Origin of the sequence: Bythopirellula polymerisocia (assembly GCF_007860015.1) — a bacterium.
In the GTDB taxonomy this organism is placed as follows: Bacteria; Planctomycetota; Planctomycetia; order Pirellulales; family Lacipirellulaceae; genus Bythopirellula; species Bythopirellula polymerisocia.
In genome coordinates, this window is the sequence record NZ_SJPS01000002.1 from 159,997 (window position 1) to 173,557 (window position 13,561).

13 protein-coding genes are annotated in these 13,561 nt (G+C 54.4%); 7 read left to right on the plus strand and 6 right to left on the minus strand.

Going from position 1 to position 13,561, the window contains the following annotated elements; translation table 11 throughout:
• Positions 1 to 213: 213 nt before the first annotated feature.
• The gene (locus Pla144_RS06835; RefSeq protein WP_146450420.1) at positions 214 to 1,017 is read right to left on the minus strand and encodes a peptidylprolyl isomerase; all 804 of its coding nucleotides are present in this window, start codon (positions 1,015 to 1,017) and stop codon (positions 214 to 216) included.
• Between the two features lie 163 nt (positions 1,018 to 1,180).
• On the minus strand, positions 1,181 to 2,035 hold the full coding sequence (locus tag Pla144_RS06840) for a formyltetrahydrofolate deformylase (RefSeq protein WP_146449342.1): 855 nt from the start codon (positions 2,033 to 2,035) through the stop codon (positions 1,181 to 1,183).
• A 289-nt stretch (positions 2,036 to 2,324) separates the two neighbouring features.
• Between Pla144_RS06840 and Pla144_RS06845 the strand changes: the two genes are divergently transcribed.
• Positions 2,325 to 3,824 (plus strand): AAA family ATPase, encoded by a 1,500-nt coding sequence (locus Pla144_RS06845; protein WP_231936231.1) that lies wholly within the window; start codon positions 2,325 to 2,327, stop codon positions 3,822 to 3,824.
• Between the two features lie 99 nt (positions 3,825 to 3,923).
• On the opposite strand, the gene Pla144_RS06850 is transcribed toward Pla144_RS06845, so the two are convergent.
• Complete coding sequence (locus Pla144_RS06850) at positions 3,924 to 4,268, minus strand: hypothetical protein (protein ID WP_197530445.1); 345 nt, start codon at positions 4,266 to 4,268, stop codon at positions 3,924 to 3,926.
• A 256-nt stretch (positions 4,269 to 4,524) separates the two neighbouring features.
• Here Pla144_RS06850 and Pla144_RS06855 point away from each other — a divergent pair, with 256 nt between their 5' ends.
• Positions 4,525 to 4,794 carry a hypothetical protein gene (locus Pla144_RS06855; protein WP_146449346.1) on the plus strand — a complete coding sequence of 90 codons (270 nt, stop codon included), beginning with the start codon at positions 4,525 to 4,527 and terminating at the stop codon, positions 4,792 to 4,794.
• A gap of 569 nt (positions 4,795 to 5,363) precedes the next feature.
• Entirely contained in the window at positions 5,364 to 6,194 is an 831-nt protein-coding gene (locus tag Pla144_RS06860) for a bestrophin family ion channel (protein ID WP_146449348.1), read from the plus strand.
• A 75-nt stretch (positions 6,195 to 6,269) separates the two neighbouring features.
• Here the strand turns inward: Pla144_RS06860 and Pla144_RS06865 are convergent, their stop codons facing one another.
• Positions 6,270 to 6,530, minus strand: coding sequence for a DNA-directed RNA polymerase subunit alpha C-terminal domain-containing protein (locus Pla144_RS06865; RefSeq protein WP_146449350.1), 261 nt, complete (start codon positions 6,528 to 6,530; stop codon positions 6,270 to 6,272).
• A gap of 346 nt (positions 6,531 to 6,876) precedes the next feature.
• On the opposite strand from Pla144_RS06865, the gene Pla144_RS06870 reads away from it, so the two are divergent.
• The 4 genes from Pla144_RS06870 to Pla144_RS06885 all read left to right on the plus strand — a co-directional run bounded on the left by Pla144_RS06870 (position 6,877) and on the right by Pla144_RS06885 (position 11,431).
• Positions 6,877 to 9,201, plus strand: coding sequence for an ATP-dependent helicase (locus Pla144_RS06870; RefSeq protein ID WP_146449352.1), 2,325 nt, complete (start codon positions 6,877 to 6,879; stop codon positions 9,199 to 9,201).
• Positions 9,202 to 9,279: 78 nt separating this feature from the next.
• Positions 9,280 to 10,080, plus strand: coding sequence for a TrkA C-terminal domain-containing protein (locus Pla144_RS06875; RefSeq protein WP_197530446.1), 801 nt, complete (start codon positions 9,280 to 9,282; stop codon positions 10,078 to 10,080).
• Positions 10,081 to 10,156: 76 nt separating this feature from the next.
• Positions 10,157 to 10,648, plus strand: a complete 492-nt coding sequence (locus Pla144_RS06880; protein WP_146449355.1) for a DinB family protein — start codon at positions 10,157 to 10,159, stop codon at positions 10,646 to 10,648.
• Between the two features lie 162 nt (positions 10,649 to 10,810).
• Entirely contained in the window at positions 10,811 to 11,431 is a 621-nt protein-coding gene (locus tag Pla144_RS06885) for a phosphoesterase (RefSeq protein ID WP_146449357.1), read from the plus strand.
• Between the two features lie 189 nt (positions 11,432 to 11,620).
• Here the strand turns inward: Pla144_RS06885 and Pla144_RS06890 are convergent, their stop codons facing one another.
• Positions 11,621 to 12,415 carry an IS5 family transposase gene (locus tag Pla144_RS06890; protein WP_146449360.1) on the minus strand — a complete coding sequence of 265 codons (795 nt, stop codon included), beginning with the start codon at positions 12,413 to 12,415 and terminating at the stop codon, positions 11,621 to 11,623.
• 215 nt (positions 12,416 to 12,630) lie between these two features.
• Positions 12,631 to 13,548: a mitochondrial fission ELM1 family protein gene (locus Pla144_RS06895; RefSeq protein ID WP_146449362.1), complete on the minus strand. Its 918-nt coding sequence runs from the start codon at positions 13,546 to 13,548 to the stop codon at positions 12,631 to 12,633.
• Positions 13,549 to 13,561 lie beyond the last annotated feature (13 nt).

The following is a 13,561-nucleotide window of genomic DNA, read 5'->3' on the forward strand; positions in this document are numbered from 1 at the left end:
AGTCACCCATCGAGACAAAAATCTTGCGAAGATAAGTTGGTAGTAGAAGAGATTCACGCCTCGGACGATTCGAGGCGGGCGGAATCGTAGAAAGTGCCTCCCGGCGTCGCAAGAGCAGTTTTTGAGAGGGTGTCAGAAAACCATCTCGCGCAAGAAAAACGCCCAGGGAATACAATCCTTGGGCGTTGAGTTATCTATAGATTCGGGCTGCTATCATGCAAACTGCCCGCGTTTTCGCAGGGCTAGAAACACTAGTGCCCCTGCTGCTAGCAATACGGTGGAGGGTTCGGGCACCGATAGCACAGCGGCACTAGGCAGCGTCGGACCGACAGTGTTCCCTGGCACTAGATTCGCTTGCACCATTGCCTGCGGAGTCGGGACGACAAACGCGCGTTCGATAATCACCAAGTGGTTGTCTTCCAACACAGGAATATTAATCGCCGCGAGGTTACCGCCGTTCGGATCGAGATTCTGCTGCGGAAGCGACGTGATTAGATCGATGGTCGCCATGTTCACAATTTCAGCAAAAGGAACGAAGCCCGAAGCATCCAGGAAGTCGTTGTCATCGCTCAGATTGATGAAGAAACTACTTGTACCTGAGTTGGGATTTGTTGGACTTCCACTCAATGCCAGTGATACTGTTTTCCGAGTGTTGGAGAGACCTCCCAGATCAAAGTCAACTTGTCCATCACCGTCTTCGTCGACAACTACCGGGTCAAATGACGCCACGGCAGGAAAAGCATTGAAATTACCAGGCAAAGAAAGAAAGGGAGCCTGAAAGCCACCCATTTGGAGGACAAAGTTGGTGGCTGCCCGATTGATCACGGTCGTGTTGTAACGGCCGGCTTCCACGTAGGCGAGCAAATTGTCCACATGACCCTGCAGGAACGGATTCCCGGTGGGGTTGAGCAACATGTCAAACGTGCCGACATTCGTATCAAAGCGAACTGTCTGTGCAGAAAGATTGGGGGTTGCGATTAAGACTAGGGCAATGGCGCAAAGAAATAGTCGATTCATGGGGGGTTCACCGGGGGTGATGGAAGAGGCCTCTGTTCAATTCCGATATCTCCACCCTATTCAGGGACAACGCAATCGTCAAGAAATTAGCGAGCCGGGTAGTCCCTGGCCCCGTACTTTTCGGGACTTGGGACGCCCCAACTCGCGGGAGGACTCGCACAATTCATGCTGTCGCTACAATCCGATTGAAGTGGAGCCTTACTTCGCCAGCGACTACCCGGCGGACCCCCTCGACGAGACACGCCGGCTCATTTTCTTCCTGCCCGCGACGGACAATTGCGTCGATCGGAGTGCCGGGCGGGACACTGAAAGTCGACTGATTGATGATCTGATTGCCCGCATCTAATTCCGGAACAATGAAGTGGCAAGTTGCCCCGTAAGTGAGCATTCGCACGGCAAAAGCATCGTGGTAAGGCCGCATGCCCGGAAAGCTCGGGAGGAGCCCGTGATGCAGATTGATGATTCTCCCACCGGCATATTTCCAGACACTCGAAGGGGGAAGAATCCGCATATAGCGGGCGAGCACTATGTAATCGATTTGATGCTCGTCGCAGATGTTTATCAGTTGGTCGTCGTCAGCTTTGCCTTCGGCATCTCCTATCGTGAACCAGGGCACGTCGTACTCTTCGGCAAGTGATCGGCATGCCTGCCGATTACTGATCATCACCGCCGCTTCGGCTGCTATTTGCCCGTCCTGAACTGCTTGCAGCACAGCACGCGGCGTTTCCGTACGGTACGTCGCACAAATAGCCAGCCTTGGCTTTCGATCCACAATATCCGGTGACCAGGTCCGGATTGAAAGTCCCGTGCGGACGCTGATTTCATTCGCCGCCTCGCTGAGATCACGCACTCGGTTTGGAGCCAATTCGACCCGCGTGAGCATCGAGAAGAGCGACTCTTCGTCGTGGTCGAACATCTGGATTTCTGAGATGTTGGCACCCAGTTCCGTCACACAGTGGACGATTGGGTCAGCCAATCCACGATGGTCAGGTCCAACGGCAGTAATAATAAATTGCATGGAATAGCATAATTCTTGAGGGTTTGGATCAGGTTTCTGCAGAAAGACAGCATAGATCATCGTCTCGGGCCTGTCAGCGGGATTCCAGGTAAAGTCCGTCGGCCTGGAATTGTCCACACAGTCGCTACCATTGGCATGAGCGACAGGCGATTCATTTGCATGTGGTCATTTTGCAACCTAAATTTGTGTGGGTTTTTTCCCGCCGCTGCTACGGACATCGCTAGCGATGTTCCCCCACCTATGGCAACGGTGCCCCGCCAGTCCTCCCCCGCCAAGAACCAATCCTCCCATGAACACACGACCCGACACTCTCGAAGATATTGTCTCGGAAGATGCAAATTGCGAAACACCCAGCAATGATCTCGAAGCATTGTTAGAGCGCATCAATCGGCTCGCGAGTGGTGAGGAACCACTCGAAGAGCGTCCCGCTCAACAGATCGTTGCTGAGAAACCGGCACCCGCCCCCGCTCGACCGCGACCCTCAGCAGCTCTTCCCTTCCGCGAGCCCGAAGAAGCAGGCAAAGACCGCAAAGAATGGTGTCCAGTTGAGCCAAAAACACTCGCCGAAGCGGGAATCACCGATGGCCAGCTCGAACACTTGGCCTTGAAGTGCTTAGGAGCTTGTGGTGATCTAACAGGGCATGAACTCGCCGAGAACCACTGCGTACCGTTCCGCTTGATCGAGCCTATTTTGGCTAACCTGAAACAGGCCCAATTCGTTGCCTATCGTGGCTCGGCACCGATGAACGACTACGTCTATCAACTCACTGACCTGGGACGCGAGCAGTCAAAAAAGTTAACGGAATATTGCAGCTACTTCGGTTCCGCGCCGGTCCCCCTGGAGACCTACATCGACAGTGTCTCCGAGCAAACGTTGACCAAAGTTCATCCTACCAAAGCAGATCTGGAGCGTGCCTTCTCGGATCTACTGGTAAATCAAAACATGCTACGGCGCCTTGGTCCTGCGGTTAACTCTGGTCGTGGACTCTTCCTGTTTGGATTTCCTGGTAATGGAAAAACGAGCATTGCCGAGCGGATTACGAAGGCCTTTGGTGACTCGGTATGGATCCCACGTGCCATCGGTATCCAGGGCGAGATCATGAGGGTGTTTGACCCGGCGCTTCACGAAGAGATGCCCTTGGAGATGCCTTCCGGTCCTTTGCATTCGCGGGCCTTTGACAAACGCTGGGTCCGTATTCGTCGTCCTACGATCGTCGTCGGTGGCGAATTAACCATGGATTTTCTGGAAGTCACCGCAGGCACTGGCAACAATGTCAGTGAAGCTCCGCTTCAACTCAAAAGCAACTGCGGCACGTTGGTAATTGACGACTTCGGTCGCCAACGCATGACGACCGATGTGTTGTTGAATCGCTGGATTGTGCCGCTGGAAAAGCGGTACGACTTCTTGCGACTAGTGAACGGAAAGAAGATTCAAGTCCCTTTCGATCAGTTGATCATCTTCTCAACGAATCTGGAACCAAAAGATCTGGTCGACGACGCCTTCCTCCGACGTATTCCCTACAAGATCGAAGTCCCGGATCCGAGCGAGGAAGAGTTTCGCAAGCTCTTCACGATCATGGCGCCAATCCTTGGCATGGAATACAATCAGGATTCGGTCGACTACTTGATCGACACGCATTACAAGCCCATCAATCGTCCGTTTCGCTGTTGCCAACCTCGCGACCTGTTGTTGCAGATTCGCAATTACTGCAACTACCTGGACACCACTCCGACGATGTGCCGAGAGTATTTTGACTACGCCATCGAAAACTACTTCGCCATCATGTAAGCTGCCAATAGCGGCTTGGCGTTACCCAACAGCGCAAAGAAAAACCCTCGCCAGTCAACCGACCAGCGAGGGTTTCTTGTTTGGCATGTGTAATGTTGCCTACCGGTCAGCAGGAAGCGAGTGCCAGCCAGCGGCATCGATTTCCGCCTGGCTACGGGGTGCTGTCGTCGTGCTGATGTTGTCCGTCGCTACTCGCTTGCTGTAGACGGCGGTCCAGACGTCAACGCTTGGAGAGCGATTGATAGGCTTTGCTGTTTCATGTTGGGCTGTCCGATCCTGGGGATTGAACAATTTCGGAGCCTCGAAGTAAGTACTCGATTCCGAGCCTGCAGGACCCGGATCGCTCGAAGGAGTCACATCGTCGCTTTCCGGTGGATAGTCAGACCGCAAGGGGGCAGCCTCTTGAGGGGTCAGCGAGGGAGCAGACATTTGAGAGGATGACATTGGAGCGGAAGAACTCGGACTTGCATATGTGATCGAACTCCCCCCGGCACAACTCGAACATGCTGGTGCCGCCTGAACGAAGCTGGCTTGAGAAACTGCTGGAGCACAGCTCGAACAAGGATTGCAGCTGGAGCAGGCCGAGCAAGGCGCGGGTGCAGCACAGGTCGAACAGCCACTGGTGATTACGGGGCTCCCCACGATGACCGGTCGCATGAGCACTTGGCGTTGGCCTAGTGGCGCAAAAGCAGTCACATGATTGACCGAGGTTGCCATGGGAGCGAATCCAACCGTCGTAGGAACGAAGCTGGACGCTGTCGGTGCAAACCCAACGGTCGTTGGTGCGAAACCAACGGTGGTCGGTGCGACAGTGGTTACTGCAACAGGAGCAGAAAAACCCCAACGACGCATTCGCCAGTTGTCGAGCATTTTACCAGGATACCAACCTCTGGCAGGTGTAAAGGTCACCGTAGTTGGTTGCACTACTGGTGAAAAAGCCACAACAGGAGTTGGACAGGTACTGCATTGAGCACTGACGGAGTTCATCCCCATAAGAGTCAGCGCCACAAGACAACAACCTGTAGTCACCGATTTCCAAGAGCATTTCATGTTAATCTCACATAAAAAAGGTACAGGGGGATAGTTGCCCCCCTACGAAATAGTTTAATCTCCGAGATCTCCGCTTGGCAATCATTTCTTGCCATCGATCCCCAATTTGGCGAGGAATTCAAGTTAGGGCGACTTTACGACCTGGGATAAGTTGGCCGGAGGAGTAGCTTTTTTGCCTGCCATTAGTGCTATCGCTCGAGTCAGCTTCTAACTGCAGCCACTAAAGTTAAACAACTCTAACCTACAGTTTGCTCGGCGGTAGCAATAATTAGTAAATGGTGAAAAGGAGCAACCTGATGTCGAAAAAAAACAACCTGCTGCAAGCCCGGATGTTGCAACTTTTCTACGTAATAGCCTGCCAGTTCGTTCAATTGGTTTTATTCACTGCCAGCATAAGACACTTGGATGGCTGAGAGCCGAGGGCCAGAAAACTCTGTCAGGCTTTCGACACTCGACTTTTAGCTCTCGACTTTTGCGAAAGGCTCCGAAGTGATCGGTGACAACCATTTTCTGCCCGCATTCAACGTGCGACATCACGTGATCCGCTGGCTTGCCATTGCAGCCGTGTATGAGCTTGGCGTTGCCGTTCTCAGTAGATTTGTGGACTTTCCCGTTTGGCAGGAGGGGGATGAGGCGGCGACATTGTTGACCTTTGCGCTCGGCATCCTGTTGGTCTATCGCACCAATGCGGCGAATGACCGTTGGTGGGAAGGTCGCAAACTGTGGGGGCAATTAGTCAACGATTGTAGAAATCTTGCGCTCAAAGCAAGAGCCCATGCGGATGTCGATGCAGGCGAGTTGCAAAAACTCGGACGCTTGCTGGCCGCCTATCCTCACGCGTTGCGTCAGCACCTTCGCGATGAGGCATACATTGAGCCGCTTCCTGGCTTTGATAACGAAACACTACCCGGATCACATCTACCAGGTTATCTCGCCGGTCAGATCCATGAATTGCTCAACCGTTGGAACCGTGCAGGGTCCCTGAAGGAGACGGTTTGGATTCTGGATAAGCATGCCCGTGCCTTGTTGGAAATCTGCGGCGGCTGCGAGCGCATCAAGTCCACGCCACTCGCCTCGTCCTATCGATCCCTGCTGCGGTGGAGCACAGTGGCATTTATCGTCATCTCCCCCTGGACCGTGACATTTGATCGGGGGATCACGGCATTGCCAATTCTACTATTGGCCATTGCCTTCTTACTTGCCATGGAAGTCACCGCCGAGGTTATTGAAGAGCCATTCGGCAAAGAGGCGGATGACTTACCGCTGGACCAGATCTGCAACTCTATCTCGGGCTTTGTCGAGGAAACCCTCATTCCGTAGCCGATGTCACTCCGTGACATGGAATTCTGCGCCGAGGTCCCGAATGTCTGCCTCGGTGAGGAGGACCTACTATACTCACCTCGGCGCCTGCGGCCGACGGAAGCCAATTTCCTCCAATGCTTTGTAAACTTCGTCGAGGGTCTTCTCGCCGAAGTTGGAAATGCTCAGCAGGTCTTCCCGCGTGCAATGGAGTAGGTCGTCGACCGTGAAGACGCCTTTTTCTTCAAGGCAGTTGGTCGTGCGTACGGCGAGGCCGATTTCGGCCGTGCTCATCTCGAGGCGATCTTTCATGCCCTGGTTGGCAAGTTCGGCATGATTCAGTGGGACACGTGTCATCGTGGGTTCCCTCCCTGGGTCTAGATGTCTGGTAAATTATGCGGGGCCGAAAAGCTTGCCGCAATGCTCGGCGATTCACTCGAAGATTCGTCGAACAATTACTCCGTATGGCCGGAAGTATAGCAATTAGTTGGCAATGAACGCTAGAAAAAACCTCTCTGAGCAGAAAATTTCTCGACTTCCTTCAGAGATGCTGTCATTGGCGCGAGTAAACTGCACGGCGTAGGATAGAGATGTTGCCTCAGCCGGGCCAACAGTTTTTTACTGGAACAAACGATTGTTAGAACCGCACACTTTGCTCTTGGAGGAAGGCGAGCGTCCGGCTGGGAGAAGTAAAAGGAATCTTGTGGACCCATTATTCGAAGCACTTAACCCTGCCCAATGCGAGGCGGTACGCCATGTCGAGGGACCAATGCTCGTTCTGGCGGGCCCGGGCAGCGGGAAGACTCGCGTCGTCACCCACCGCATTGCCCACCTGCTGCGGGAAGGGATCCCTGCGTCTCAATTGCTAGCTTTGACATTTACTAACAAGGCATCCGCCGAGATGCACCAGCGGGTTGAGGAATTGGCCCCCGGTGAGCGAGTCTGGGTCAGCACCTTTCACCGGTTCGGGGCTCGACTTCTGAGGCACTATTCTGAGCTGGTGGGACTGACTCCCAATTTTACGATCTACGACACGGCCGACGCCAAGCAGACGCTCTCCCGAGTGATCGACGCCGGCCGAGTCAATACGCTCCATTACACTCCTGACCGGATAGCCCACGCTATCAGCGATGCCAAGAACAAGCTCATCACAGCCGACAAGTTCGAGCCGCGTCCTGGGAGTCCGCTAAGCCAGATCGTGGCCGAGGTTTATCCGGCCTACCAAAAGCGGCTGATCGCTTCGTCAGCGGTCGATTTTGACGATCTCTTGCTCCACGTCGCGCAGCTTCTTTACCAGAGCCCCGAGGTCCGTGCGGAGCTCGACGAACGGTTCCGATACCTGCTGGTAGACGAGTATCAAGACACCAATCATGTTCAATATGTCATGCTCCGGGCCCTGTCGGTGGACTATCCTAACCTGGCAGTAACCGGCGACCCCGACCAATCGATCTACGGCTGGCGCGGTGCCGACATCAAGAACATTCTGCAGTTCGAGAACGACTTCCCCCAAGTCAAAGTGGTCCGTTTGGAGCAGAACTATCGCAGCAGCAAGAGAATCCTGCGCGTGGCCGACGATCTAATCCAACATAATCTGCGACGCAAACAGAAATCATTGTTTACGGACAATGCCGAAGGTCCCGCCGTCCGACTAGTGGAATTCGCGAGCCAAGACGCCGAGTCCACTGGCATCGCGGCTTCTATCGCCGAAGCCATTGAGGCAGGCCAGCGCCGCGCCTCAGATTTCGCCATCCTCTACCGAGTCAACGCTCTTTCGCGCTCGCTTGAACGGGGACTACGCGAGGCGGGGGTACCGTATCAAATCATCCGAGGTCAGGAGTTCTATGGTCGCAAAGAGATCAAAGATGTGCTGGCCTACTGCCAACTCATCAACAATCCACGCGACGATCAGGCAGTCCTCCGCACGATCAATACCCCGACGCGTGGCATTGGCCGCAAGACGGTCGATCTCTTGAGCGATCATGCCTACCGAGAGGGGATTCCCCTACTGGACGCAGCCCGCGAAGCATCATCGATTGCTGGAATCGCGGCCCGTTCTGCCAAGAAAGTTGCCGTTTATGTGGCTCTGATGGACCACCTTTGTGAACTTGCGAATGGTGACCTGGAAGAAATCCTTGGCACGGTTTTGGAGGAATCCGGCTACCGGGCCTCCCTGAGTGAAAGCGACAGCGAGGAAGACCTCAACCGTCTGGCCAACATCGAGGAACTGCTCACCGATGCCCGTCAATTCGACGAGCAGAATCCTGGCGGCGGTCAGTTGGAAACCTACCTGGAAAACGCCTGGTTAGTGAACGAGACCGATGATTGGGAGAGCGAAACCGATAAGGTCACGCTAATGACGCTCCACGCCGCCAAGGGACTTGAGTTCCCCGTGGTGTTCATCATCGCGATCGAACATGGCCTCCTCCCACACGAACGCAGCACCAGCGACGAAGCACAACTGGAGGAGGAACGACGCCTGGCTTTCGTAGGAATCACCCGGGCCAAGGAAGAACTCCAGTTGAGCTACGCCATCGAGCGAGACTTCCGCGGCCAGCGGCGCCATACGGTCCCCAGTTCATTTCTGATGGAGATTCCTCGCGATGCTCTTGAGCTTGTCACGTCCTCGCCAGACATGGAAAACTGGCACGACGAATCCTGGCTCGATGAAGAACAAGAATACGCGGAAGAAGATCAATCGGACGAGTTCGCTGATGTTTCGTTCGATTTCGGTGCAGCTGCGGAGCCAAAAGCTGAGTCCCCCGCAGAGAAATCTGCAGATTGGCCGACGGTGGCAGGACAGATTACCACAGCGGCAGCGCTCGCCGGCGTGGTGCAAGACTCCGAGCCCCGCGTTTCTCCCGATGCATTTGCCCAAGGAATGACGGTGGTTCATCCGAAACATGGCGTGGGCAAGATCGTGGCACTCTCCGGCTCAGGAAAAAACCGCCGAGCGACGGTCCGCTTTGTCACGGTTGGCGAGAAACGTTTTATCCTTGCTTATAGCCCCCTGCGACCTGCGGGGAAGTAACGACAGTTCTACACGTATCGTTACTACGCTATACTCAGCCTTTGAATCAAATAGTCGATTCTCAAAGGAGATCATTCATTGAATGCATTGGTTGGCGTTTTCTCTCTCTTGGTTGCCCTGGCCTTATCGCTAATGGTCACGCGGGTCGCAGCTTTGGCACTCATGTTTACGGGACTCTCTCGTGAGTCGGCCAAGTTTCAGGCCCGTTCTGCATTCACTGGGGTGGGATATACCACCACCGAAGCAGAAACGACGGTGAATCACCCGGTGCGACGACAGATTATCATGCTGCTTATGCTGATGGGTAATGTCGGTGTGGCCACGGTCATCGCTACGATCATGGTTTCAGTCAGCGGAACTGTGGGTTCCACTTGGCAGCAAAAACTCCTGATCGCTGCTTCGCTCTGCGGAGGGCTGATCACGCTCTGGTTTTTCTTCTCCAGTCGCTGGGTCGAGCGGCACATGAACCGTGTGATTGCGTGGGCCCTCAAAACTTTTACCGACCTCGATGTCCGCGATTATGTGGCCTTGCTGGAACTCTCCGGGGGGTATGCCGTAAGCGAAATGATCGTTGAGCCGCAAGACTGGTTGGCCAATAAACCGCTGATGGAGTTGCGATTGTCCGACGAAGGAATTCTCATCCTCGGCATTCGCTCTCCCGAGGGCATATTCCATGGCACCCCACGCGGCGATGATAGTATCCATGCCGGTGATACCTTGATCGTTTATGGAAATATTGAGGACATCGAACAGCTTGACCGCCGCCGAGCAGGGTGGAGTGGAGATCGTGAACATCGCGAAGCCGTCGTAGAACAGGAAGAGCTGGAACAGGAAGACGCCGAGTGGCGAGAGAAGGAAGACAGCAGGGAAAGTAGTTAGTAGGATTTGTCCGTAGTTTGTAGTCCCTGATCATCACTTAACCCTCGAGATTCAACCCCCAATCCAAAGGAACATAATGAACGACTATCTCCGACAAGTATATGCTTTTAATCTTGGCTACTGCGAAGCACTGCTCAAGGATATTCCCGAAGCAGAAATGCGGGCTCAACCATCGCCCGGGATTAATCCGCCAGCGTGGCTCTTGGGTCATCTGGCGATCTGTACGGATTTCGCACTCGAACTCATGGGAGGCATGAAGCAACTACCTGAAAACTGGCACAAAGAATTTGCCCCTCAGTCGTTACCCCTTTCGAAAGAATTTCCGTATCCGACTAAAGGCGAACTATGGCATGCCTATTCAGCCGGCCACGCTGCCGTGACGGCACTCAGCACCGAAGTCCCTACCGATCTCTTGGAGCGTCCCAATCCGCTTCCCTTCGAGTTTCTCAAAGCTATGCTGCCTACAGCTGGAGACCTGATGGCACATCTGATGAGCACCCACGAGGCATCTCACTTGGGACATCTCTCGAACTGGCGCCGCCAGATGGGCCATCCGCCACTATTTTAAATAATGAGGATCCAAGCCAGTTTCGATTCAGTTTCCCTCGGTAACTTGCGGGATTCTCAAGTTCAAGCCCCTACAATTTTCGAGACAATTTTCGTAGACTCCTTGTCAGCAAACTAAGCTAGTTGCTCAGTCAATATGCCACCAAACCCGAAGGGATTCATCATGCCAACCGTTGCCGAAGAACGTGTTCTTGTCCTGCCTACCAGCGAGTTTCACACGCTGGGCCATTTTCAAGGTTTTTCGCGGGACCTGAGCACCTACTTGCCGGCACTGCTCGAAAGCCAGCAACTCAGCTACCGACCACGCAGCGAGATGGAGCAGGACCCCAGCTTCAAGCAATTGATCCCCTACATGGTCTTTCGTCATACGGATGCCGACGGGATCCCCTGCCTGTTCCAATACACTCGAGGCGGAGGACAAGGCGAGAAACGACTCCATGCCAAACGGAGCGTCGGCATTGGCGGGCACATTTCAACCGACGATGCCGACGCCGGCACGATCGCTGATGTTTACCGCGTCGGCATGCAGCGGGAACTGGCCGAGGAAGTCGCCCTCGAAACGGCCTACACCGAAGAGTGCGTCGGCCTGATCAACGACGACGAAACTCCGGTAGGAGAGGTTCATCTGGGAGTCGTGCATCTCTTCGACCTTGCCGAGCCGCTCGTATCACCCCGCGAAGCAGAAATCCTCAACGCCGGCTTTCGACCCATATGCGAGTTGCTAAACGAATTGGACGACTTCGAGTCCTGGTCCCAGATCGTCGTGCGTGCGCTATTTGGGTGAGAACGGTTGAGAGCCCTCTATCCGACTTAGGAAGCTGACCAGCTATCTGTCAGTCAGCTAGCTAGTCGTGGATATGGCCACAATCGATTTCTTGACTTTTTTGGGTATTAAGTCGGCGCCACCATATCCAGCTACGAGGAAGAAAGAAGAGTCGGAGAAGCCAATCCACCTAAGAACGTGTTTTGAAATTCAATAATTGGTTTTCGCGAGTCTTTTTGACATGAGTCTAATCATGGCGATATAGGTGATCGCCTCGCTGGAGGCGGCTGTTTTTTCGTAGTCTTTACTTTGACGTCGATGGCGTGCCAACCAAGCGAAGGTCCGTTCGACAATCCAGCGTTTGGGCAACACGTCAAAGCCCTGAGCACCAACCGGCCGCAACACCGTTTGCAGAATCCAACCGAACGTTTCCATTACCCATTCGGGCAAACCTCCACGACCGTAAGCAAGATCTCCAAAGACCACCTTGATCCGCTTGTATTGTTCTCCCAGCTTTTCCATGACCCATTCCGCGCCGTCTTGATCTTGCCAGTCTGCCGCATGAACCACGATCGTCAGTAACAATCCCAGCGTATCGACGGCCACATGTCGCTTGCGGCCCGTGATTTTCTTGGCCGCGTCGTAGCCTCTTTCCTCACCTCCCTCAGCCGTGCGGATCGACTGACTGTCAACAATTGCTACCGTAGGCGTCGATTTCTTGCCAGCAGCCTTCCGCGTCTTCGCTCGCAAAGCATCATGAATCTTTTGCCAAATTCCGTCATTTCGCCACCTCCAAAAGACATTGTAGACGGTGCTCCAATTCGGAAAGTTCCTCGGCAGCATTCGCCACTGGCAACCAGTTCGTACGACATACAAAACCGCGTTGATAATCCGTCGGCGGTCTATCGGACGACGCCCCAGCCGCGAGGGCCGTGGCAGCAGTTGGCAAATCAATTGCCATTGTCGGCTAGTCAAATCGCTGGAATACTTTATCTCCGTCTTCATGCTGCGGCTCCTTCCAAAGGCTGCTTACCAAAAGAGGGAGCCGTAGCTGTTTTTTACAATGCAGGCAATTTCAAAACACGTTCTAAGAACATCTTTGGTCAGGCCAGTCCGCGACCACGGCGAGCCGGGAAAGTTAATGATCGGAGTCTACTCGGTGGCTTGCCGGTGATCGCTCCACTCAGCCCTACCTACGTGAAACTGGCCCACTTATGGTGTCAGGCAGCATCTGCCAGTTGGAAACGCTCGCAGATTAATGCGGCGCATCTATTGGCTTCGTGGAGAGGGTGTGCTGGCGCAGGGAGCGATCTGCTGCGATCCCAATCGGAAAATCGTGTGACCCAGCCCTGGGCACGAAGTTCTTGTACTCCGCGGGCGACGCGGCCGACTTGCTTCTGGGGAACTTCCAACAAGCCTACCGAGGCACCGCTGGTGAGTGCCTCGTAGACCATCGAGACGCTGTCTTCGCTGACCCATACCTGTGAGGATCGGGAAAGTTCGGACGGCACCCAGTCGGGGTCGGTTTCTTCGTGGGGGACAATCGTAAGATTCGCCAACTGGTGAGTGCGTAGCAAACCGAGGAAATCTGGTGGTGTTCTTCGCGAGGTGGTGAGCTTCCACGTGAACTTTGGTTGATCGGTAACGATCGTCGTAATCTGCTCGACGATCGCGAGACTGTTCCATCCATGTGCTGCGGATGGGCCTCCGACGAGCAAGAGTCCCCGCCCAGCTTCCTTCATGAACGACGGGGAAACGAGATTGAGTACACCACGCGAGAGGACCACATGCGGCGCAGCAGCCAACCCATCGTGCTCGGGGACGATGCAGAGATCAAACAGCCTAGGAGGCAGGGAAGGTTTCATCAATACGATGGCCTTGCCACCATAGCAGCGGCGGGCGGCGAGCATAGCTAGATGAGTAGAGTGACCTGCTCCGAGAATCAGTTGCGGCCGAGGGAGAGTCTTTCCTGGGGGAAATTGTTTGGCAAACCACCACTTCAAGCTCTGGGTCCGTGCGGGTGCCAGCAAGTCGTGACATTGCACTGGCAGGATGTCGCTCAAGGCATTGACCAGCCCTCGTGTCTGGTTGGCATGGCCCGGCTTGCCGTCGTGCATTCGCCAGATAACAGTGTTCATGGGCGAGGCAAAT